General features: G+C 37.3%; 21 protein-coding genes and 1 pseudogene. 18 read left to right on the top strand and 4 right to left on the bottom strand.

Annotated elements, in window-relative coordinates:
- Positions 1-13 precede the first annotated feature (13 nt).
- The 5 genes and pseudogenes from GSB9_02298 (at position 14) to GSB9_03335 (ending at position 2428) form a co-directional block, all read left to right on the top strand.
- Complete coding sequence (locus GSB9_02298; GenBank protein UKM65727.1) at positions 14-286, top strand: universal stress protein; 273 nt, start codon at positions 14-16, stop codon at positions 284-286.
- Between the two features lie 15 nt (positions 287-301).
- Entirely contained in the window at positions 302-829 is a 528-nt protein-coding gene (locus GSB9_02299; GenBank protein ID UKM65728.1) for a universal stress protein, read from the top strand.
- A 72-nt stretch (positions 830-901) separates the two neighbouring features.
- Positions 902-1492, top strand: a complete 591-nt coding sequence (locus GSB9_02300) for a TetR/AcrR family transcriptional regulator (GenBank protein UKM65729.1) — start codon at positions 902-904, stop codon at positions 1490-1492.
- 156 nt (positions 1493-1648) lie between these two features.
- Positions 1649-2044: a hypothetical protein gene (locus GSB9_02301; protein ID UKM65730.1), complete on the top strand. Its 396-nt coding sequence runs from the start codon at positions 1649-1651 to the stop codon at positions 2042-2044.
- A gap of 71 nt (positions 2045-2115) precedes the next feature.
- Positions 2116-2428 (top strand): annotated as a pseudogene (locus GSB9_03335) (phenylalanine--tRNA ligase subunit alpha).
- Between the two features lie 32 nt (positions 2429-2460).
- Here GSB9_03335 and GSB9_02302 read toward each other — a convergent pair.
- Both GSB9_02302 and GSB9_02303 read right to left on the bottom strand, forming a co-directional pair.
- Complete coding sequence (locus tag GSB9_02302; protein ID UKM65731.1) at positions 2461-3687, bottom strand: thrombospondin type 3 repeat-containing protein; 1227 nt, start codon at positions 3685-3687, stop codon at positions 2461-2463.
- 5 nt (positions 3688-3692) lie between these two features.
- Complete coding sequence (locus GSB9_02303) at positions 3693-4913, bottom strand: hypothetical protein (GenBank protein ID UKM65732.1); 1221 nt, start codon at positions 4911-4913, stop codon at positions 3693-3695.
- 140 nt (positions 4914-5053) lie between these two features.
- On the opposite strand from GSB9_02303, the gene GSB9_02304 reads away from it, so the two are divergent.
- Positions 5054-5311 carry a hypothetical protein gene (locus GSB9_02304; GenBank protein ID UKM65733.1) on the top strand — a complete coding sequence of 86 codons (258 nt, stop codon included), beginning with the start codon at positions 5054-5056 and terminating at the stop codon, positions 5309-5311.
- Positions 5312-5320: 9 nt separating this feature from the next.
- Here GSB9_02304 and GSB9_02305 read toward each other — a convergent pair whose 3' ends face one another.
- Positions 5321-6145, bottom strand: a complete 825-nt coding sequence (locus GSB9_02305) for a universal stress protein (protein UKM65734.1) — start codon at positions 6143-6145, stop codon at positions 5321-5323.
- Between the two features lie 159 nt (positions 6146-6304).
- Between GSB9_02305 and rimP the strand changes: the two genes are divergently transcribed.
- The 6 genes from rimP (at position 6305) to GSB9_02311 (ending at position 13195) form a co-directional block, all read left to right on the top strand.
- Positions 6305-6766 carry a ribosome assembly cofactor RimP gene (gene rimP, locus GSB9_02306; GenBank protein ID UKM65735.1) on the top strand — a complete coding sequence of 154 codons (462 nt, stop codon included), beginning with the start codon at positions 6305-6307 and terminating at the stop codon, positions 6764-6766.
- A gap of 12 nt (positions 6767-6778) precedes the next feature.
- Positions 6779-8011: a transcription termination factor NusA gene (gene nusA, locus GSB9_02307; protein UKM65736.1), complete on the top strand. Its 1233-nt coding sequence runs from the start codon at positions 6779-6781 to the stop codon at positions 8009-8011.
- 79 nt (positions 8012-8090) lie between these two features.
- Positions 8091-10835, top strand: a complete 2745-nt coding sequence (infB, locus tag GSB9_02308) for a translation initiation factor IF-2 (protein ID UKM65737.1) — start codon at positions 8091-8093, stop codon at positions 10833-10835.
- 110 nt (positions 10836-10945) lie between these two features.
- Positions 10946-11530 (top strand): tail fiber protein, encoded by a 585-nt coding sequence (locus GSB9_02309; protein ID UKM65738.1) that lies wholly within the window; start codon positions 10946-10948, stop codon positions 11528-11530.
- 100 nt (positions 11531-11630) lie between these two features.
- Positions 11631-12509 carry an IS982 family transposase gene (locus tag GSB9_02310; protein UKM65739.1) on the top strand — a complete coding sequence of 293 codons (879 nt, stop codon included), beginning with the start codon at positions 11631-11633 and terminating at the stop codon, positions 12507-12509.
- A gap of 44 nt (positions 12510-12553) precedes the next feature.
- On the top strand, positions 12554-13195 hold the full coding sequence (locus GSB9_02311) for a T9SS type A sorting domain-containing protein (GenBank protein UKM65740.1): 642 nt from the start codon (positions 12554-12556) through the stop codon (positions 13193-13195).
- A gap of 59 nt (positions 13196-13254) precedes the next feature.
- Here GSB9_02311 and GSB9_02312 read toward each other — a convergent pair whose 3' ends face one another.
- Entirely contained in the window at positions 13255-13644 is a 390-nt protein-coding gene (locus tag GSB9_02312; protein UKM65741.1) for an SPOR domain-containing protein, read from the bottom strand.
- A gap of 214 nt (positions 13645-13858) precedes the next feature.
- Here GSB9_02312 and GSB9_02313 point away from each other — a divergent pair, with 214 nt between their 5' ends.
- Genes GSB9_02313 through GSB9_02318 form a run of 6 tightly spaced genes read left to right on the top strand, consistent with a single transcriptional unit; the run spans position 13859 to position 22529 of the window.
- Positions 13859-15157: a c-type cytochrome gene (locus tag GSB9_02313; GenBank protein ID UKM65742.2), complete on the top strand. Its 1299-nt coding sequence runs from the start codon at positions 13859-13861 to the stop codon at positions 15155-15157.
- Between the two features lie 31 nt (positions 15158-15188).
- Positions 15189-18290: a TAT-variant-translocated molybdopterin oxidoreductase gene (locus GSB9_02314; GenBank protein ID UKM65743.1), complete on the top strand. Its 3102-nt coding sequence runs from the start codon at positions 15189-15191 to the stop codon at positions 18288-18290.
- A 28-nt stretch (positions 18291-18318) separates the two neighbouring features.
- Complete coding sequence (gene nrfD, locus GSB9_02315) at positions 18319-20055, top strand: polysulfide reductase NrfD (protein ID UKM65744.1); 1737 nt, start codon at positions 18319-18321, stop codon at positions 20053-20055.
- 9 nt (positions 20056-20064) lie between these two features.
- Positions 20065-20595, top strand: a complete 531-nt coding sequence (locus GSB9_02316) for a DUF3341 domain-containing protein (protein ID UKM65745.1) — start codon at positions 20065-20067, stop codon at positions 20593-20595.
- Positions 20596-20602: 7 nt separating this feature from the next.
- Complete coding sequence (locus GSB9_02317; GenBank protein ID UKM65746.1) at positions 20603-21154, top strand: cytochrome c; 552 nt, start codon at positions 20603-20605, stop codon at positions 21152-21154.
- Between the two features lie 22 nt (positions 21155-21176).
- Entirely contained in the window at positions 21177-22529 is a 1353-nt protein-coding gene (locus tag GSB9_02318) for a quinol:cytochrome C oxidoreductase (GenBank protein UKM65747.1), read from the top strand.
- The last annotated feature ends 6 nt before the right edge of the window (positions 22530-22535 follow it).

The following is a 22535-nucleotide window of genomic DNA, read 5'->3' on the forward strand; positions in this document are numbered from 1 at the left end:
TTTAAGTTTAAATATGGAAGCTCTATTAGTAGCCACGAATTTTTCAAAAACATCTAATAATGCAGTAATGTACTCGGCCGCATTAGCACGGTTATTTAATGCGAAGTTAGTGCTTTTCAACGCTTTCAGGTTGCCCTTGCATGCATCGAATACTTGGCTAACGGTTGAAGCCATGGAGAAGATGATTGAAAAAACCAACAACAGATTAAGGAAGCAGGCTTTAAAGCTGTCGGAAGAATTTGGTATAAGCGTGGAGTACGAATGCCGATATGTGGACTTAGAGTGAGAAATTGAAACGTTAATGCAGGTTCATAACTCAAGGTTTTTAGTTATAGGGATGTCGGCAAAGTCTATGGAGCAAAATCTGCTAGGAAACCCAACAACCACATTAATTAGCATGAAAAAGTTTCCGGTGTTGGCTGTTCCGTTAAACGCAAAATTTTCGGGTATAGATAAAATTCTTTTTGCTTGCGATTTGTTGCAAAGTGTATCGTTAAGGGCACTTGTTAAATTAAAACAATTGGCTTTAAGGCTAAAGTCTGAAGTTATCGTATTTTATGTTGAGAAAACTGTAGATGAACTCATCGAAAAAGGTAGTTTTTACAAGCCTATCGATGAAGGTCTCGAAAATGTAACCCATTTCTATAAAAAAGTAAATTCCGATGCGGTTATAAAGGCCATCGAGCAGGAAGTAGTGGCATCTAATTCAGATTTGCTGGTAATGATTCCCAAGAAATATGGTTTCTGGGAATCTATATTACATAAGAGCAAAACCAGGGTTATGGCATCGGGGTTGAATATTCCGTTGTTGTCCATTCCAATGCATTAAGAAAAGTATAGCAATAAGTTGTAAACGGTATTGTAAATAAAAGTTTAGTGTTAGTAGTTTAGTTAGTTTTTTATGATTGGCAAAGAACAAATAATTGCTTTCGCAGCCGAGAAATTCACCCAATTTGGCAGCAAGCGGTTTACAGTAGATGAACTGGCTGCCTTATTGGGTGTTTCTAAAAAAACAATCTACAAGTATTTTTCCAGTAAAGAAGATTTGGTAACGGCAAGTATTCAGTATTTAATTGACGAGTACAACCAAACCTTAGAGCTCTTAGTTGAGCCCGAAAACGACGCGATAACCTGTATTATTTTAATGTACAAAGAGGCTTTTGAACGTCTTAAGTATTTTAAGCCTTCTTTTATTTTTGGACTCAAAAAATACTACCCTGCAGCGAATAAAGTATTTGACGATTTTAGGAACAACTTTGTAAAAGTTAGGGTGTTCAACCTTTTAAAAACTGCTCAAGAAAATAGAGTTTTGGTAGATGATGTGAATTTAAAATTGTTCTGCGATTTGTTTTTCAATAGGTTTGAAGAAATTGCTTTTATGCACAACAATCTTTTTGAGGTCTATTCCAACAAAGTTTTACTTAACCATTTTATAGTTTATAGTTTGCGGGGCATAACCAAGACAGATTATAACAATCCTTATTTTAGATAGTTTTCTATTTTTGTGCCATGAAACGAGCATTAAGAAATTTAAACACCGCTTCACAAAAGGAAATGTTTAAATTTTTTAATGAGAGAACGAAGTGGTTACACACGTTCTCAATTTTTTAATTAATTTATTGTAGGGCAATTACAAAAATTTAAACGTGTGAAAAAAGATATCGAAATACCAAAAGTTAAAGATGTTCATGTTGCCGTTGTGCAAGAAAAACATTTAGAATATAAAACCTTAGATTGGAATGCCTATATTATCAATAATTCCGATAAAGATTTAGAAACGGTCCTTATCGTGTCTCAGGGTTATAACGATGCCAAAATGACGCCGCCTATGCGACATACCATTGCAAAATTGCCCGCCCGCAGTTATGCCAAAATAGAATACATGCAAGAAAAGGTTTTAGAACTGAACAACACATTTAAGGTTACTTTTTTTGAAGGTAGCCAAATGTTCGATAAAACCTATTTGTTCAGGAAAAACACAATAAACCTTAAAGCCTTGCAGGTCTTACCTTTAATGCAGTTAAAGGGAGTGTTGGTTAAATAGTCAGCTTTTAAATCTTAAAAGTAATTACGGGCCTTTGGTATGGTTTACTAAATCTTCGCTAATCCTGCCTAGCGCGCAATATGCAGGATACGTTTTTTATTCAAACCAATCCTGATATTTTATTGCGTACACACACCAGTTTGGTAAAGGTGTGTATTGGGGCTTAGAAACCAAAATTGATTACCGAATTAACAAAGGTACTGGTTGGCTAGAAATTATGGCTGCGGTTTGGTAGATCCTAATGTTTTAGAAAATTGTGGAATATACTCTAAAGAATATTCTGGATTTGCCTTCAGGAAGGGTATTGATAGAATAGCTATGTTATTGCATTAAATTGGCGATATCCGTTTGTTGAGTGAAAACGATTTGCGGTTCTTAGAGTAGTTTAAGAGTACCTTTTAGTATTTATAACCTTTTTAATTTTTAATACATCGAATACAGCGGTATAATTGATCTTGATTACTAATTACAATTGAAGCTTCGTGATAAGCAATTGAAAAATAACCTGTGATATCGTTAGATTTATCAACAAACCATAAACTCGATATCCAACCAAGACCTCCAAAATCATCAGATGCTGTTCCATATATTCCAGATGGCACTGCAGAAAAACCACTTTCATTATCTGCAAAATTGATAATACCTGATACATTAGGGTTTACTTTCCAATGCATGTTACCTCTTTCGCTTAACTTTATTGCTGCTTTATGGCCTCCCCCTAAATAATTTACTAAAGTAGTCCATTCATCTTTATTAGGTAAATGCCAGCCTTGAGGGCATATTTCATTTACATCTTTCACTGTAAAATAATTATAAAGTCTGCCATATGGCTTTAAGTTTTCATTTTTTAACTCATAGACAATAGATGCACCTATAGTTTGTTTCGAATTAACCGGTTTTGAAAGGGTTACAATAGGATTGCCATTATTGTATCTTGTTGTTCTTAAGTTTTCTGCCATCCAAGTTTGAGTGCCTATTTGTGTGGTTTTGTATGTGTTTCCATCTATATCAATTACCTGTGAGTAATTTAATTTTGGGTTAAACATAATTTGACTAAACGCACAGCCATATAAATTCACCTCTTCACCAATAGGGGTATTTGGGCATAAATCGTAATTGTCAAACACACCATCTTGGTCACTATCTTTTTGATAAAGAGCACAACCATTAGTGTCGACCTCAAAACCAGTTGCTGTAAAAGGACATAAGTCTATGGCATCCCAAATGTTATCTCCATCACTATCTATTTGCATTGCAGAACAGCCATTTTTATTAACTGTTGCGTTGCTTTCTGTATTTGGACAAGTATCAATATCATTTGGAATACCATCGTTATCATCGTCTTTCTTTACAAAAACTGCCGTTATAGATTTGTCATTATCCATAACTGTGTTTATTATTGAAATTGTTCCTGTAGCATCCCCAATCCAATTAGAGAATTTATAATGTTTTGACGCCTCAATAGTTATTTGTACGGTTTCACCACTATTATAATTGGAAGATTCAGGAAATATTGAACCTGCTTCAGGTGGAACAACTTTAGTGGTTAAATTAAATTTAACAGGGTCTGAATCATTCGAACATCCCATAATAAACAAATATACTATCAAATAAAAATATAGTGGTTTTAGTTTGTGCTTCATTTATTTTAATCTTTTAAACATCTTATACATAGACCATCTTGTTTGTTAGCAAAGGAACTGAAAGAGGCAGTATGGGAATCATATACCAACCTAAATACTGACATATCTGTATCAGATGTCCACCAGTAACCACCACGGCGCAAGCTATTGAATCCTTGCACACTCGTTCTATAACCACCGGGTAATGCCGTGAACCCAGAAGAATTAATTGATCCAATATAAATTTGCAAATAGTCTTCCCAGTTTTTATGTCCACTTTCCTTCAAATATGTACCTGCATTGTTAACAAAACCTAAATCGTCAACATAGTTTATTAAAATGGTATATTCTGCTTTACTTGGGATATGCCACCCTTTAGGACAAATGCCTCTTGTGTCTTTTATGACATACCAGTTGTATAAATTACCGTATTTTATAACATTAGTTTCATCATTCATGTAATTACAATATGCAGGTTTAATAATATTAAACCAATCTACTTGATTCTCTATTTTATCAATTAGTTCTCCATTACTAAATTTAGTAGTTTTTAAGTTTTCAGCCATCCAAGTTTGAGTGCCTATTTGTATGGTTTTATATTGATTACCATCACTATCAAAAACATATCCGTAAGTTAGATTTAGATTGAAACGTATTTGAGTTGAAGAACAACCTTGATCATCAGCAATTTCATTAATTGGTGTATTTAAACATTTATCATTAATATCAAATACATTATCTCCATCACTATCTCTTTGATAAATAGAGCATCCATTAGCATCAACGTCTCTATTTGGATTAGTATTAGGACATATATCCTTGTTGTCATTAACACCATCCCCATCTGAATCTCTTTGTGAGATTGAACACCCATTTTCGTCTGCAAATTCATTCGTAGGTGTTAAAAGACAATCATCTAAATTATCTGGAACTCCGTCTTGATCCTTATCTACTATTCCAAAAACGGCAGTTATTGTTGTATTTCCATTAATTGTAAATTTTAGCGGGTTTCTATTTCCTGAGCCATGGTTTGTCCAGCGTAAAAACTCATAATTTGTTGAAGGTGTTGCTTCTAATGTTATGAGGTCTCCTTCTTTATATGTATCTAAAACATCAGATAGACTCCCTCCGTTTGTAGGAATAATAGTTGTTGTTAAAGTATACTCTTCAATTGTTTTTTCATCTTCTGTACATGCTATAGAAAAGTAGAATAGGCACAATAGTAAGAGGTAAAGGTGTTTAAACATTAGATATGTAATTTTTATTATTAGAACGAATCTAAAATTATTTTATACCAAATCAAATCTGTTTGGTTAAAATAACATGAAATAAAATACTTTTGTATTTCATCAATTTGTATTTAGAATAGTTTGCTATTGTTGAGCCTATGAAAAAGGACATAGAAATTACAAGAGTAGAAGGTGTTTACATCGCTGTTATAAACGAGTACAATGATGTTTACAAAACACAAGATTGGAATGCCTATATTACTAATGATTGGGGAGTTGATTTAGATGTTCTTTTAATCGTAACCAACGGGTACTCTGGCAATAAAATAACTTCTACGTTCAGGAAAAACACAATAAACCTTAAAGCCTTGCAGGCCTTGCCTTTAATGCAGTTAAAGGGAGTGTTGGTTAAATAATCAACTTTGTTAAATTTTAAAGGTAATCACTGGGCGTTTGGCGTGGTTTACTAAATCTTCGCTAATGCTACCGTTAAAAAAATGTGATATCCCCTGGCGCCCATGTGTGCTCATGCCTATTAAATCGGCCCCAATAGATTCAGAAAAATTCATGATGCCCTTTTCAACGCTTAAGTCGTTATAAATAGTTTTTGTGTGGTTTACCGAGTCGAGGATATTGGTGTATGGCTTGAAGCGTTTGTTGGCCTCTTCGGTAGTAATAAACATGTTAGGTGTGTTTACTAAAAGTAAGTGCATCTTTGCTCCAAAGGTTTTGGCAAAGGTGATGGCCTTTTTAAAAGTATCGATATTTTCATTTTCAAAATCTGATGCAAAAACAAATTGAGCGATATTAAAAATAGGATGCTCTTGTTTTACAACTAAAACAGGAGTGTCAGATGTTCTTACTACTTTTTCGGTGTTGCTCCCAATTAGCATTTCACGCAAGCCACTAGCGCCATTAGACCCCATAACGATTAAATCAATTTCATGTTTTTTGCACACATGAAAAATACCTTTAAAAATCTCTTGAAAATCTACAGTTTCATGTACAACAAGGTCGTTTAGGTAATCTTTTTGTTTAAGGGTTTCAAATTTTTTGTGGGCCAATTTCATAAAAAACATGGCCTCTGGCAAACTACTTTGTGCTCCCATCGGGTCTACTTCCTGTAAAGGGATTTCAAGCATGTGCAATAAATAAATTTCACAATCGTGCTTTTTGGCAATTTGGGCTGCCACTTTTAGTGCATTTTCAGCTTGATTGGAAAAATCGGTAGGAACAAGTAATTTTTTCATCAGTTCAAGGTTTATTTAGAAGTCTCTTAAAGGTTAAGGTGTACTTAAATTTATGAAATATTCCTTTAAAAATCAATAAAATATTATATATTTGCACCATTGTAAGACGAAATTAAAGATTGCGAGGGGACGAAAAGTCCCCTCTTTTTATACTAAAAAATGTTTAAGACCAAGGTTACAGAATTACTTGAAAGTGCGCTAGTTGAAAGGCCAGATCTGTTTTTAATAGATTTTACCATATCCTCAGCCAATCAAATTAAAGTGATAATTGATGGCGATAATGGGGTTTTGGTTGACGACTGCATTTTTGTGAGCCGGGCCATTGAGCATAATTTAGATCGAGAGGAAGAAGACTTCGCATTGGAAGTTATGTCGGCAGGAGCTGCCTCGCCCTTGGTGCACAAACGCCAATACAAGAAAAATATAGAACGAACGCTTGAGGTAAAAACAAATTCAGAAAAGTTTGAGGGCGTGCTTACCGAGGCCAACGATGAAACTATAAAACTAGAATGGAAGGTTAGAGAGCCCAAACCGGTAGGTAAAGGCAAAGTAACCGTAAAAAAGGAAGCCAGAATTCCTTATGAAAATATTGTAGAAGCTAAAGTTATGATTAAATTTTAATTTAAAAGAGATATGGAAAATGTCGCGTTAATTGAATCTTTTTCAGAATTCAAAGACGATAAGCTAATTGACAGGGTAACGTTAATGGCTATTTTGGAAGATGTATTTAGAAGTGCCCTTAAAAAGAAATTTGGAGATGACGATAATTTTGATATTATTGTTAATCCAGACAAGGGGGATTTAGAAATATGGAGAAATAGAATTGTGGTTGCCGATGGTGAGGTTGAAGAGCCCAACCAAGAAATTTCACTTTCTGAAGCGCGAAAGATTGAGCCCGACTTTGAAGTAGGCGAAGATGTATCTGAAGAAGTCAAGTTGGTAGATTTAGGAAGACGTGCCATTTTAGCATTGCGTCAAAACCTAATCTCAAAAATACACGAGCACGACAATACCATAATCTACAAACAATTTAAAGATTTAGTTGGCGAAATTTATACCGCCGAGGTGCACCACATTCGTCACAGAGCCGTAATTCTTTTGGATGACGAAGGCAACGAAATTGTTTTGCCAAAAGACAGACAAATACCTTCAGATTTCTTTAGAAAAGGAGACAATGTTCGTGGCGTAATTGATAGTGTAGAATTAAAAGGTGCCAAGCCAACCATTATCATGTCCAGAAGTTCGCCCGTTTTCTTAGAAAAACTGTTCGAACAAGAAATACCAGAGGTGTTCGATGGGTTAATTACCATAAAGAATGTAGTAAGAATACCGGGTGAAAAGGCTAAAGTAGCTGTAGATTCATACGACGACAGAATTGATCCTGTTGGGGCCTGTGTAGGTATGAAAGGTTCAAGAATCCATGGTATCGTGCGCGAGTTGGGTAACGAAAATATTGATGTAATTAATTATACCAATAACTTACAGTTGTACATCACTCGTGCGCTGAGTCCTGCAAGGGTTACTTCAATAAAAATCGACGAAGAAGCCAAGCGTGCAGAGGTTATTTTAAAACCAGAAGAGGTAAGCAAGGCCATTGGTCGTGGCGGGCACAACATCCGTTTAGCTGGTCAGTTAACCGGTTATGAGATTGACGTGTTTAGAGAAGGCGCCGAAGAAGATGTAGAATTAAGGGAATTCTCTGACGAAATTGAAGAATGGATCATCGAAGAGTTCAGTAAAGCTGGGTTAGATACAGCCAAAAGTGTATTGGAACAAGAAGTTAATGATTTGGTAAAAAGAACCGACTTAGAAGAAGAAACCATTAACGATGTTATCAGAATTCTTAGGGAAGAATTTGAAGAATAATAAAAATAGTGCAGATTTGCACAACTTCGTGCCTTTGTATGGGCATAATATATATATTTGAGTATTTTAAAGGCAATTTATGGCTGAAACAATTAGATTAAATAAAGTATTACGCGAACTGAACATTTCGCTAGATCGTGCTGTCGAATTTTTAGATTCGAAGGGCATCGAAATAGAGAAGCGTCCAACGACCAAAATTTCGGAGGAAACTTACAATGTCCTTTCCGATGAGTTTGAGACGGATGCCAACAAGAAAATAAGGTCGCAAAAAGTAAGTGAGGCTAAGCAAAAGGAAAAGGAAGATTTGCGTATTAAGCGCGAACAAGAATTTGAGGCCAAGCAGAAGGAAGAAGAAGCCAAAGAAAAAGCCAAACAAGAGGAAATTGTTAAGGCGTCAAAACCTCTTTCTGGACCTAAAACAGTTGGTAAAATTGATTTAGATTCAAAAAAATCTGCCGAAAAGCCAAGTCCGAAAGAAGACAAGCCAGAAGAAAAGCCTGAGCCAAAAGCTGCTGCTAAAAAAGAAGAAGCGAAGAAAGAAGCTCCAAAACAGGAAGAAAAACCTAAAAAGGAAGAAAAGCCTAAAGAGGAGAAAAAAGAAGAAGCACCTAAGGCTGCTCCTAAAAAGGTTTTGGTTGATGGTGAATTGGTTCAACCCGATGAAAAGGTAAAAACCAAATATCAAAAATTGTCTGGGCCAAAAATAGCTGGTGATAAAATTGATTTATCACAGTTTAATAAGCCTAAAAAGAAAAAGGAAGATAAAAAGCCGGACTCTAAATCTGGAGACGCTGGGAAATCTGGAAAAAGAAAGCGTCGCAGAATCAGTAAGGCAGGAGGTCCAAACGACAATAGAGGCGGAAGAGGAAACGATCGCTTTAAAGGAAAAGGTCGTAGAAATACTGTAAAAGAAGAGCCTAGCGAAGAAGATGTAAAAAAACAAGTGCGTGAAACACTTGAAAAACTTCAAGGTAAATCAAGTAAAGGTAAAGGCGCTAAATACAGAAGAGATAAAAGAGATCAGCACAGAGAGCAAACTGAGCTTGATCAGCAAATGGAAGCTGCTGATAGCAAAACACTTAAAGTTACCGAATTTGTAACGGCGAGCGAAGTTGCAACTATGATGGATGTTAGTGTCACCGAAATTATATCGGCATGTATGTCGCTTGGTATGATGGTAACCATGAACCAAAGGTTAGATGCCGAAACCTTGTCTATTGTTGCAGAAGAATTTGGATATAAGGTTGAATTTATAACGGCCGATATTGAAGAATCTATTGAAGAAGTTGAAGACAAACCAGAAGATCTAGAGCCAAGAGCGCCAATAGTTACCGTAATGGGACATGTTGACCATGGTAAAACCTCACTTTTGGACTATATCCGTGAAGAAAATGTAATTGCAGGAGAGTCAGGTGGTATTACCCAGCATATCGGTGCTTACGGTGTAACTTTAGAAAACGGACAAAAAATAGCTTTCCTGGATACACCTGGTCACGAAGCCTTTACCGCGATGCGTGCTCGTGGTGCTCAAGTAACGGATATTGCAATTATTGTAGCGGCTGCAGATGATGATATTATGCCTCAAACCAAAGAGGCCATTTCGCATGCTCAGGCAGCAGGGGTTCCAATTGTTTTTGCAATCAATAAAATTGATAAACCCGATGCTAACCCCGATAAAATTAAAGAGGGATTGGCAAACATGAACCTTTTGGTTGAGGATTGGGGGGGTAAAATCCAGTCTCACGATATCTCTGCAAAATTTGGTACGGGTGTTCAGGATCTTTTAGAAAAAGTATTGCTAGAAGCTGAGTTGTTAGAGCTTAAGGCAAACCCTAAGAAACCTGCTGTAGGTACAGTGGTTGAGGCATATTTAGATAAAGGTAGAGGTTATGTGTCTACGATATTGGTTCAAGCTGGAACTTTAAAAGTTGGAGATTATGTCTTGGCCGGTCAGCATAGCGGAAAAGTAAAAGCTATGCACGATGAAAGAGGTCATGATGTTAACGCTGCCGGACCATCAACTCCAGTGTCTATTTTGGGTCTTGATGGTGCACCTCAGGCTGGTGACAAGTTTAACGTTTTCGAAGATGAACGTGAAGCCAAGCAAATAGCAGCCAAGCGAGCACAGTTGCAACGCGAGCAATCGGTAAGAACACAGCGCCATATTACGCTAGACGAAATTGGTCGTAGAATTGCACTAGGCGATTTCCAAGAGCTGAACATTATCCTTAAAGGTGATGTTGATGGATCGGTGGAAGCCCTCACAGATTCGTTCCAAAAATTATCGACTGAAGAAATTCAGGTAAATATTTTACATAAAGGCGTTGGTGCCATCACAGAAAGCGATGTGCTATTAGCGTCGGCTTCAGATGCCATTATTGTAGGGTTTAATGTGCGCCCTGTTGGAAATGCACGAGCTATAGCTGATAAAGAAGAAATCGATATCAGAACCTACTCGATTATTTATGATGCCATTAACGACCTTAAAGATGCTATGGAAGGTATGTTATCTCCAGAGCTTAAAGAGGAAATTACTGGTACTGCAGAAGTAAGAGAGACCTTTAAGGTTTCTAAAGTGGGTACTATTGCCGGATGTATGGTTACCAATGGTAAGGTGCTAAGAAACTCTGGTGTACGATTGATTCGTGACGGTGTTGTGGTGCATACTGGAGAGTTGGCGTCGTTAAAACGTTTCAAAGACGATGTCAAGGAAGTTTCCAAAGGCTACGACTGTGGTATGCAAATTAAAAATTACAACGATGTTAAAGAAGGCGATATAATTGAGGCCTTCCATGAAGTTGAAGTTAAAAAGAAGTTGAAGTAATGTAATACCCTTTATTTAGGGCAAACAATAGAGAAAAGCACTTATTGAATGATAGGTGCTTTTTTTTATGTGTATATTTATTGGAGCTATTAATTTTAAATCATTTTATTATGAAAAAAACACTTTCTGTATTAATCTTTTTATTTTTATTGAGTTTCATTAATACCTCAAATGCTCAAGAAGGCTTTATAGGTGAAATTAGGATGTTTGCTGGAAATTTTGCACCAAGAAATTGGGCTTTTTGTGATGGGCAATTGTTGCCAATCAGTCAAAATCAAGCATTGTTTTCAATTTTGGGGACTACCTATGGAGGCGACGGTAGAACAACCTTTGCCTTGCCCGATTTGAGAGGAAGAGTCGCCATTCATCCTGGTGCTGGCACAGGGCTGAGTACATATGTGCAAGGACAGAAAGGAGGGACTGAAACAAACACCATTTCGGTGTCCCAAATGCCTTCGCATAGTCACCAGGTAAACGCTGTTGCCGAAGACGGTACAGAGTCTACACCAACAAGTAATTTGCCAGCTGGAACTAAAGTTTTGGACAAAGAGTATTCACAAGACACGCCAAATACAACAATGAATTCTGAAATGATAGAACCTGAAGGGGACGGGCAGCCCATAAACAATATTCAGCCGTATGGAACAGTAAACTACATTATCTGTTTGCAAGGTATTTTTCCATCTAGATCTTAAAGCCATGAAAAAATTTACTATTCTAACCCGTTGTGCATTTAGAAAAAGTTGTGCAAACTGCTAAAAGGCAGTAAATTGTAGTAACCACACTATAATTTATATGCACAACTTTCAAACAAATTACGACAAAATACTCAAGGTTTTAAAAGAATTAGATTGTAAAATGGATTATTTACGTCAAATACGCAAACCTAAATTGAGAGATAAAGAACTCATTGCTGTAGATTTAACATCAGAGTATATGGGTGTTGATAGTGAATGCCAACTTTTTCGAATTCTACCTGCTGGTTTATCCAGAAAAATAGAGCGCAGTGTCTACAACAGAAGAAAGCGTAAGTTGTTTCCATTTAGAGAATCACTTCGAAAAGCATTGGTAAAGAAGCTGAATACATCCGAGTATTGTTATATCGTTGACAGCATGCCTTTAGAGGTCTGTAAATTATCAAGAAGCTCTAGGAGCAAGATATGTAAAGAACAGGGATACAGTCTGCCCGAAAAAGGATACTGTGCGAGTCAATCAAGCCATTATTATGGGTATAAGCTGCATGCTGTCTGTTCTGCGCAGGGTGTTATAGAAAGCATGGACATTAGTCCTGCTTCTGTACACGATATCAACTATTTAAAGGATATAAGGCACCAATTAAGTGATTGTGTATTGCTTGGCGACAGAGGTTATTTGTCAGCGGAACATCAATTAAATTTGTTTGAATCCCATAATATTAGGCTAGAAACCCCTATGAGAAAAAATCAACATAACTATAGGGAGCAGCCGTATATCTTCAAGAAATCCAGAAAACGTATTGAAACTTTGTTCTCCCAACTTTGTGACCAATTTATGATTCGAAGGAATTATGCTAAATCTTTTGAGGGGTTCAAAAACCGAATATTGTCTAAGATTACAGCTATGACGGTCATTCAATATATAAACATGTTTGAATTCAACAGAAATATCAATAACCTAAAAATCAATATTGCCTAAATGCACAACGGGTTATTCTAATCTTTTTATTTGGTGTCTCATTTGTGGCTTTTTCCCAAATTACTTTCAACGGTTGTCATCCGTTATTTGAAGACCAAGACTACGTTTTTAATCTTGCAGATGTTGATGATACTGGCAGAAACATATATATTACCGCGCCATTAGATGGAGAACAAGCTTGTGGAGGTATAGGCACTTGCGAGTTTAAAATAGCATGGAGCCAAGCCAATAATGTGTGGGAGTTTCTTGCTGATGATGGTAATGGTAATTTTACATCAACCTATGTTATTTATACTAATGTTTCAGATTCCAAACCCAATCCACCCAGTTTGACCTTAGGAACTTGGGTAGAGAACAATGGTGTAACTTTAGGTGAATGTGGTGGTGACTTAAATGCCTCGAATGCAACCTTAATGGGCGATGTGCAGGATGAGTTGTTGTCTTTCTTAAATACATATCTAGAAAGCGATATATATTTATACCCTATACCTGCAAAACATTCGGTAAACATCCAGACGACATTAATTGTAAAAAATATAAGCGTCCTCGACATAAGTGGACATGAGATTGTTAGTCAAGATACCCGTTTTGAAAGGGTTGACGTGACATCATTGCCCTCGGGAATTTATTTTTTTCTCATCGAAACTGGGCAGGGGAGATTGCTGAAAAAGGTAATAGTTAAATAAAATAAAGATAAAAAAGCGACTATATAGTCGCTTTTTTTGTTTTTGAAAATTCCTAAAGTTTATTTTTTTGGTTTAAAAATAAAAGCCGCTGGAAATTCTTTTTTTATGCGTTGTAAAGCGCGGTCTGCTTCTAGTCTTGTTCTAAAATTACCAGCCCAAACCTTAAAGTTTGGTGTTTCGTATTGCATTGAAGAACTCCAGTCGCTAAAAGTGTTGCTGAATTCATTCTGTGCGTTTTGTGCTCCAGAACGGTTGCCAGAGTAAACCTGTATTTTATAGCGATCAGAATCGTTGTCACTTTTGTTCATTTCCTTTTTCAGGTTTAACAAAACATCAATCTTTTTATCGTGGTTTACTTCAACCTTTCCTTCTTGGGAAAAACTATAAACACTAACTAAAAGGCATACCAAAAGGGGTGCAAAACGTAATTTTATGTTCAATACTTTCATTATCAAATAATTTTCGCAAATGTATAAGTAATAAACTTAAAAGTGTTGGTTTTTATTATTTAGAATTGCTCTAAATTAACAATTAACACTTCTGTAACATTTCTAAAATGGACTTTTAATATTACTTTTGCGACAGATTTTTTTAACTGTATTTTTACTATTTTAGTAAATGAAAAAATCATACCAAAGTTTAGAAGTTAATATAACCAACAATATGAGAAAGGTGATTCACCGCAAATTGAGCGAAAACTTACTTCGATTAGGCTTAATTTTTTTATTAGCGTTCACAACCTCTCTGTCGGCTCAAGATGGAGATCCAGCAAAAGGAAAATCTTTATTTAATGCCAACTGTGCGGCATGTCATAAATTGGATAAAAAAATGACAGGTCCGGCACTGCGCCATGTTGAAGCGCGCTTATCTGACGAGCAGGGTCTGGATAGGGAATGGATTCATGCTTGGATTAGAAACAGTTCGGCTGTTATTAAATCTGGCGATGCTTACGCCAACAAGATTTACAATGAATTTGGAGGGGCGGCCATGACGGCGTTTCCGCAATTGTCAGATGAAGACATAAATAACATATTGGCCTACACGGCTGAGGAAAAAGCTGTGCCAGCAGAAACGGCAGCAGCTGCTTCGGGTGCGCAAGCTGGTGGTGCTTCCTCAAGTGGAGGGATTTCAAATGAAATTATTTTAGGTGCTTTAGCTATTTTATTCATTCTTTTAGCCGCTGGGCTTTATTTGGTTAATAAAACGCTTCGTCGTTTTGCTGATGCTCAAAATATAGAGTTGCCAGAAGCAACTACTAGAACGCCATTATGGAAAGCTTTTGTGCAAAATCAGTTTTTAATGATTGTGGTGGCTATATTCTTTTTGCTTTCAAGTGCTTATTTTGCATATGGGTATTTAATGCAGGTAGGTGTTGATCAAGGATATCAGCCTGTGCAGCCTATTCATTTTTCGCACAAAATACATGCAGGTGATAACGGTATCGATTGTAAATATTGTCACTCTTCAGCAAGGGTAAGTAAAACTTCAGGTATTCCTTCGTTAAATGTGTGTATGAATTGTCACAAGTCTATTTATGAATACAACGGAGAAACGTCACCTGAATACTCAAAAGAGTTTTATGACGGCGAAATCCAAAAATTATATGCTGCTGCAGGATGGAGTGATGCCGATCAAAAATATACTGGAGAATCCCAGCCAGTTAAATGGGTTAGAATTCATAACTTACCAGATTTTGCATACTTTAACCATTCACAGCACGTAACTGTTGCTGGTGTTGAATGTCAAACGTGTCACGGTCCTGTTGAGGAAATGGAAGTGCTCTATCAGCATGCACCACTTACAATGGGATGGTGTATCAATTGCCATAGAGAAACCAATGTGGCCGTAAAAGACAATGCTTACTACAAAAAAATACACGAAGAGCTTTCTAAAAAGTACGGTGTAGACGAATTGACTGCTGCTCAAATGGGTGGTCTTGAATGTGGTAAATGTCACTATTAATAATTAATAAGAAGTAATTCAATTATATCATATGTCATCAAACAAGAAATACTGGAAAAGTGTTGAAGAGCTAAATGAAAATAGCTCTATTGTTGAGACGCTAAAACAAAACGAGTTTGTTAATGAGATTCCAACTGATGAATTTTTAGGTGATAAGGATGCGTTAGAATCTTCATCAACTACTCGTCGCGATTTCTTAAAATATGTAGGGTTTACTACAGCTGCTGCCTCTTTGGCGGCTTGTGAGGGGCCGGTTAAAAAATCGATACCTTACGTGGTGCAACCTACCGAGATTATCCCTGGTGTTGCAAACTATTATGCGACTACTATTGCTGATGGTTTCGATTTTGCCAGTGTTTTAGTGAAAACACGCGAAGGTCGTCCTATAAAAATTCAAAATAATGAGATGGCTGCTACAAATGGTAGTGCCAATGCTAGAGTTAACGCATCGGTGCTTGGTTTGTATGATAGCTTGAGGGTACAGGGGCCGAAAAAGGATGGTGAGTCTATTTCTTGGAGCAATTTTGATGCAGAAACAAAGCAAAAGCTAACAAGTATAGCTGCTGCTAATAAAGATATCGTATTATTGACCCAGACTTTTGCCAGTCCTTCAACAAGTAAGTTGATATCAGAATTTAAGGGAAAATATGGTAATGTTCGTCATGTCGTTTATGATGCTGTTTCAGAATCTGTGGCAATTGATGCTTACCAAGCAAAATATGGAGAACGCGGATTAGCGAATTACGATTTTGCTAAAGCTATGACTATTGTGTCTGTTGGTGCCGATTTCCTTGGAGATTGGCAAGGTGGCGGATTCGATTCTGGTTATGCTAAAAATAGAGTTCCCGATCATGGTAAAATGTCGCGCCACGTACAATTTGAGGCAAATATGTCGTTAACAGGTGCTAATGCCGACAAGCGTGTGCCATTAACTCCATCGCAACAAAAAATAGCATTAGCTAAGCTGCATAGTTATATTGTAGGAGGTTCAGTGTCAGGTAGTCTACCTGAAAAAGCTGAAGAAGCCGTAAAGCAGGCTGCTTCGCAACTCAAAAAGGCTGGAAGTAATGCTGTAGTTGTAACAGGAATTCAAGATGTTAATGCGCAAACTGTTGTTTTTGAAATTAATGAAGCCTTAGGTAGTAAAGCCTTTGACCCAAATACACCTGTAAAAACAAGACAAGGTAATGATAAAGCAGTAGCTCAGCTGGTTTCGGATATGAAATCTGGAAAAGTAGGGGCTATCATCACAAGTGGTGTTAATCCTGTATATTCTTTGCCAAATGCGGCTGATTTTGTTGAAGGATTGAAAAAAACTGAATTATCAGTAGCTTTTTCAATGAAAGTGGACGAAACGTCGTCTTTAGCACAATACATTGGTGCAGCACCTCACTATTTAGAGTCTTGGGGTGATGTTGAATTTAAAAAGGGGCATTATGCTTTAACGCAGCCAACAATTCGCCCGTTATTTGATACAAGACAGTTTCAAGAAGCATTGTTGAAATGGACAGATAACGATATGTCTTACCACGATTATATAAAAGATGCATGGGGTTCTTCTATTTTAGGAGGAGGTTCTTTCAATAAAGCGCTTCATGATGGAGTGTATGTTGGTTCGATAGAGTCAGCGGTTGAAGAAACTGCTGAAGTTGTAGAAGAAGAGGAAACAACGACTTCAACTTTTGGTAATGCTGCTAGAGCACTAGCTGCTTCTGCTAAATCTGAAGGGTTAGAGTTAACATTATATACTAAAACTGGAATGGGCGATGGCCAGCAGGCTAATAACCCATGGTTGCAGGAATTCCCGGACCCTATTACAAGAGCGTCTTGGGATAATTACTTAACCGTTTCAAAAGCTGATGCCGATGCGTTGGGCTTGGTTAACAACCATGTGGCTAATGGAGCTTTAAATGGTAGCTATGCCAACGTAACAGTTAATGGCGTAACCGTTACTGCACCAGTAATTATTCAACCTGGTCAGGCTAAAGGTTCTGTAGGACTTTCTTTTGGATACGGAAGAACATTGGGCTTGAAAGAGGAAATGCAAACAGGTGTAAATGCCTATCCACTGTACCAAAATTTCAACAATGTACAAAACGTTACTGTTGAGGCGGCTTCTGGAGAACATGAATTTGCATGTGTTCAGTTGCACAATACCTTAATGGGACGTGGCGATATTGTTAAGGAAACTACTTTAGAAGTATTCAATACTAAAGATAAAAAATATTGGAATGCTGTTCCTGCGGTATCATTAAACCATGAGGAAACACCAGTAACTTCACCTGAAGTTGATTTGTGGGATGAGTTCGACCGTTCAATTGGTCATCATTTCAACTTGTCAATCGACTTAAACGCTTGTACAGGTTGTGGGGCTTGCGTTATTGCTTGTCATGCAGAAAACAACGTGCCAGTAGTTGGTAAGTCTGAAGTACGTCGTAGCCGTGATATGCACTGGTTACGTATTGATAGATATTATTCATCTGAAGAGTCTTTTGCTGGTGATGATGAGAAAAAGGATAACATTTCTGGATTAGGGAGCTCGTTAAGTGAATTTGGTGAAATGGAACATGCTTCAGAAAATCCACAAGTAGCATTCCAGCCAGTAATGTGTCAGCACTGTAATCACGCGCCATGTGAAACGGTTTGTCCGGTAGCGGCAACGTCTCACGGTCGTCAAGGTCAAAACCACATGGCATATAACCGTTGTGTAGGTACAAGGTATTGTGCTAACAACTGCCCATATAAAGTGCGTCGTTTCAACTGGTTCCTTTACAACGGAAACGATGAGTTCGATTACCACATGAACGACGATTTAGGTCGTATGGTATTGAATCCAGATGTTGTTGTACGTTCTCGTGGTGTTATGGAGAAATGTTCTATGTGTATCCAAATGACACAAAAAACCATTCTTGATGCGAAACGAGATGGACGTGAAATCAAAGATGGTGAATTCCAAACAGCATGTTCTGCGGCTTGTAGTAGTGGAGCGATGACTTTTGGAGACATAAACGACAAGGAAAGTAAAGTTGCAAAACTTAAAGAAGATAACCGTATGTATCACTTGTTAGAGCATGTTGGAACAAAACCAAACGTGCAATATCAAACAAAAGTGAGAAATACAACTGAAGCATAAATCTAATTAAAGAATCAATTATATAATTATGGCGTCTCATTACGAAGCACCTATTAGAAGACCTTTAGTTACAGGCGAAAAATCATACCACGACGTTACTGTGGATGTAGCAAAGCCTGTAGAGGGAAAAGCAAATAAACAATGGTGGATAGTTTTTGGTATTTCACTAGCCGCTTTTCTTTGGGGTATTGGATGCATACTATATACAATATCTACGGGTATTGGTACTTGGGGTTTAAATAAAACCGTAGGTTGGGCCTGGGATATTACTAACTTCGTTTGGTGGGTAGGTATTGGTCACGCGGGAACACTTATTTCTGCAGTATTATTATTATTCCGTCAAAAATGGAGAATGGCAATTAACCGTTCTGCAGAGGCGATGACTATCTTCTCGGTAGTTCAAGCGGGGTTGTTCCCTATTATTCACATGGGTCGTCCATGGTTAGGATATTGGGTATTGCCTATTCCAAACCAATTTGGTTCGTTGTGGGTTAACTTTAACTCGCCGTTATTATGGGACGTATTTGCGATTTCTACATATTTATCGGTATCATTGGTATTCTGGTGGACCGGTTTATTGCCAGATTTTGCTATGTTACGCGACAGAGCTATTAAACCATTCCAAAAGAAAATATATTCGTTATTGAGTTTTGGATGGTCTGGACGTGCCAAAGATTGGCAACGTTTCGAGGAAGTATCATTGGTACTTGCAGGCTTAGCAACACCACTTGTTCTTTCGGTACATACCATTGTATCATTCGACTTTGCTACATCGGTGATTCCAGGATGGCACACCACAATTTTCCCGCCTTACTTCGTTGCGGGTGCGGTATTCTCTGGATTTGCCATGGTAAACACGCTTCTTATTATCATGAGAAAAGTGTGTAACCTTGAAGACTATATTACGGTACAGCACATCGAATTGATGAACATTGTAATCATGATTACGGGTTCTATCGTAGGTGTAGCTTATATTACTGAGTTATTTATTGCTTGGTATTCTGGAGTGGAATATGAGCAGTATGCATTCTTGAACAGAGCAACTGGTCCTTACTGGTGGGCATACTGGGCAATGATGACTTGTAACGTTTTCTCTCCACAGTTTATGTGGTTCAAGAAGCTTAGAACAAGCATTATGTTCTCGTTCTTTATTTCAATTGTAGTTAATATAGGAATGTGGTTTGAACGTTTTGTAATTATCGTAACGTCATTGCATAGAGATTATTTGCCATCATCATGGACAATGTTCTCACCAACCTTTGTTGATATTGGAATTTTTATTGGAACCATAGGCTTCTTCTTTGTGTTATTCCTACTTTATTCAAGAACATTCCCTGTAATTGCGCAGGCTGAGGTTAAGACGATTTTGAAATCCTCTGGTGAGCGATACAAAAACTTAAGAGAATCAGGGCAAAGTTTGGTAGGAACAGGTGCTGATGAACGAACATCTTCTCCTGCAGCTAAAGTAACTGCTAATACGGTTGATGAAGTTTCAGAGGAAGAAAAATCAGAAAAGGTAAGTAGTTTACTTGGAAGCATAGGTTCTTACGATCCAGCAACGCAAACCCCTGACGATTTAAAGAAAATAAGTGGTGTAGGACCTAAAATGGAGGAAGTGCTTAACAGCATAGGTATTTATACCTTCCTTCAAGTTAGTAAAATGACCAAAAAAGAATACGACTTGTTAGATAGCATTACAGGTTCTTTCCCAGGAAGGGCTGAACGTGATGATTGGGCAGGTCAAGCTAAAAAATTAATAAACTAATTATAGTCAATGGAAGCTTCAAAAGTTATTCACGCTATTTATACCGATGATGATGTTTTAATGTCGGCTGTTAAAAAAGTTAAGTCAGCAAAGCATCACATTGAAGAAATATATACACCGTTTCCGGTTCACGGGCTAGATAAAGCTATGGGCTTAGCACCAACACGTATTGCCATCACGTCATTTTTATATGGTTTGGTAGGTCTTACCGTTGCTATCACCATGATGAACTTTATCATGATTGAAGATTGGCCACAAAACATAGGCGGAAAGCCAAGTTTTAGCTATTTAGAAAACATGCCAGCCTTTGTGCCTATCATGTTCGAGCTTACGGTCTTTTTTGCTGCTCACTTAATGGTTATTACATTTTACCTAAGAAGTAGAATGTGGCCATTCAAAAAAGCGGAGAACCCTGATCCAAGAACTACTGATGACCATTTTTTAATGGAAATCGCAGTTAGCGGTAACGAAGAAGAGCTAGCAGGTTTGCTTAAAGAAACCGGTGCAGTTGAAGTTAATTTAGTTGATAAAGCCCATTAATAATAGTATGAAAAGCTTAATTAAAATAGTAACTATAGCAGTCGTTTTAGTGGCTGTATCATGTAATAAAAGCACAGCACCAAACTATCAGTTTATGCCTAATATGTATGAATCTGCTGGTTATGAAACATACGGAGAAGCAGCATTTCCTAATGGGGTGGAAGCACAGTTGCCAGCCGAGGGGTCTATACCAAGAGGGTTTGTGCCTTTTGATATTGAAAACACAACCGAAGGTTATACTTTGGCTAAGACCACTTTAACCAGTCCATTAGATTCAACAAGTGTTGATTTAGAGCGCGGTAAAGAATTGTACGATATTTATTGTGGTATCTGCCATGGAAACAAAGGTGATGGCCAAGGTAATTTGGTAAAGCGCGAAAAGATATTAGGTATTCCAAGTTATGACGATGCCGGTAGAGCAATCACTGAAGGAAGTATTTACCACACTATTTATTACGGAAAAAACGCGATGGGATCTTATGCTAACCAACTAAACGAAGAAGAACGTTGGCAAGTAGTATCGTATGTGTTAAAGTTAAAAGCTGATTTAGAAAAGTAAGACTGATAAGATTATAATAGATATGTACACATTTTCAAATAAATTAAAGACATTTTCTATCATTCTAATGGTATTGGGGCTATTAGGAGTAGGCTATGGTTTTATGACCTCTCACAAAACTTTTGAGGAGGTTGAGCAGATACTCGCAGAAGAAACACATCATGGTGGTGGACATGGAGAGGAAGCAGCACATGCAGCACCATCTCATGACGCCCATGCTGCAGAAGCTCACGGTGAAGAAGCTCATGCAGAAGTAGATGCCCACGCTAAACATGTTGAGCATGTTCAGCACCAAATAGCTAACCGTCCATGGTCTGCATTATATGTTGCGGCTTTTTTCTTTATGATGATTGCACTAGGTGTTTTGGCCTTTTATGCCATTCAAATTGCATCTCAAGCAGGTTGGTCGCCCGTACTATTTAGAGTTATGGAAGGTATTACCGCATATTTGTTGCCAGGAGCAGTAATTGTATTGCTAATAGCATTAGCATCAGGAACTATTGGGCATTACAACCTTTTCGTTTGGATGGACCCCGAAGTTGTAGAACACGATAAATTAATACAAGGTAAGTCCAGCTGGTTGAACATTACTGGTTTTGCTATCCGTGGTGCTATTTTTATCGCTGGTTGGGTATTATACCGTCAGTTTGCTCGTAAATTCTCGGTGGCCCAAGACGAAGCTAACGATAAGAAAAACTTTAAAAAGCTATTTAGAATTTCCGCAGGTTTTCTAGTATTCTTCATTTACACGGAATCAATGATGTCTTGGGATTGGATAATGAGTGCTGATCCGCATTGGTTTTCTACGTTATTTGGGTGGTACGTGTTCGCTAGTATGTTTGTAAGTGGCATTACAGTAATAGCATTAATGGCTATTTACCTAAAATCAAGAGGCTATTTAGAGTTCGTAAATGAAAACCACATTCACGACGTCGCTAAGTTTATGTTTGCTATGAGTATATTCTGGACATACTTGTGGTTCTCACAATTTATGCTTATTTGGTATTCAAATATTCCGGAAGAGGTTACTTACTTTATAAGCCGCTTTAACGATTACAAATTACCGTTCTTAGGTATGGTGGTCTTAAACTTTGTGTTCCCAATTTTAATGTTGATGAATGCAGATTACAAAAGAATACCTTGGTTTGTTGTTATGACAGGTTTAGTTATACTATTTGGGCACTACATTGATGTATTCAACATGATTATGCCTGCAACAGTTGGAGACAGATGGTTTATTGGTATTCCAGAAATTAGTTCGGTGTTGCTTTTTGCTGGACTGTTCATATTTGTGGTATTTACAGCTTTAACCAAAGCACCATTACTAGTAAAAGGCTATCCTTTTAGAAAAGAAAGTGAAGAATTTCATTATTAATTAAGA

Source organism: Flavobacteriaceae bacterium GSB9 (assembly GCA_022749295.1).
Classification (GTDB): Bacteria; Bacteroidota; Bacteroidia; order Flavobacteriales; family Flavobacteriaceae; genus Flavisericum.

Bases quoted from the DNA above. Each gene is read 5' to 3' on its own strand.
- GSB9_02310 (UKM65739.1), top strand. From the start codon at position 11,631: ATGCACAACTTTCAAACAAATTACGACAAAATACTCAAGGTTTTAAAA.
- infB (UKM65737.1), top strand. From the start codon at position 8,091: ATGGCTGAAACAATTAGATTAAATAAAGTATTACGCGAACTGAACATT.
- GSB9_02309 (UKM65738.1), top strand. From the start codon at position 10,946: ATGAAAAAAACACTTTCTGTATTAATCTTTTTATTTTTATTGAGTTTC.
- GSB9_02312 (UKM65741.1), bottom strand. From the start codon at position 13,644: ATGAAAGTATTGAACATAAAATTACGTTTTGCACCCCTTTTGGTATGC.
- GSB9_02299 (UKM65728.1), top strand. From the start codon at position 302: ATGCAGGTTCATAACTCAAGGTTTTTAGTTATAGGGATGTCGGCAAAG.
- GSB9_02317 (UKM65746.1), top strand. From the start codon at position 20,603: ATGAAAAGCTTAATTAAAATAGTAACTATAGCAGTCGTTTTAGTGGCT.
- nrfD (UKM65744.1), top strand. From the start codon at position 18,319: ATGGCGTCTCATTACGAAGCACCTATTAGAAGACCTTTAGTTACAGGC.
- GSB9_02304 (UKM65733.1), top strand. From the start codon at position 5,054: ATGAAAAAGGACATAGAAATTACAAGAGTAGAAGGTGTTTACATCGCT.
- GSB9_02313 (UKM65742.2), top strand. From the start codon at position 13,859: ATGAGAAAGGTGATTCACCGCAAATTGAGCGAAAACTTACTTCGATTA.
- GSB9_02298 (UKM65727.1), top strand. From the start codon at position 14: ATGGAAGCTCTATTAGTAGCCACGAATTTTTCAAAAACATCTAATAAT.
- GSB9_02314 (UKM65743.1), top strand. From the start codon at position 15,189: ATGTCATCAAACAAGAAATACTGGAAAAGTGTTGAAGAGCTAAATGAA.
- GSB9_02303 (UKM65732.1), bottom strand. From the start codon at position 4,913: ATGTTTAAACACCTTTACCTCTTACTATTGTGCCTATTCTACTTTTCT.
- GSB9_02305 (UKM65734.1), bottom strand. From the start codon at position 6,145: ATGAAAAAATTACTTGTTCCTACCGATTTTTCCAATCAAGCTGAAAAT.
- nusA (UKM65736.1), top strand. From the start codon at position 6,779: ATGGAAAATGTCGCGTTAATTGAATCTTTTTCAGAATTCAAAGACGAT.
- GSB9_02300 (UKM65729.1), top strand. From the start codon at position 902: ATGATTGGCAAAGAACAAATAATTGCTTTCGCAGCCGAGAAATTCACC.
- GSB9_02302 (UKM65731.1), bottom strand. From the start codon at position 3,687: ATGAAGCACAAACTAAAACCACTATATTTTTATTTGATAGTATATTTG.
- GSB9_02316 (UKM65745.1), top strand. From the start codon at position 20,065: ATGGAAGCTTCAAAAGTTATTCACGCTATTTATACCGATGATGATGTT.
- GSB9_02318 (UKM65747.1), top strand. From the start codon at position 21,177: ATGTACACATTTTCAAATAAATTAAAGACATTTTCTATCATTCTAATG.
- rimP (UKM65735.1), top strand. From the start codon at position 6,305: ATGTTTAAGACCAAGGTTACAGAATTACTTGAAAGTGCGCTAGTTGAA.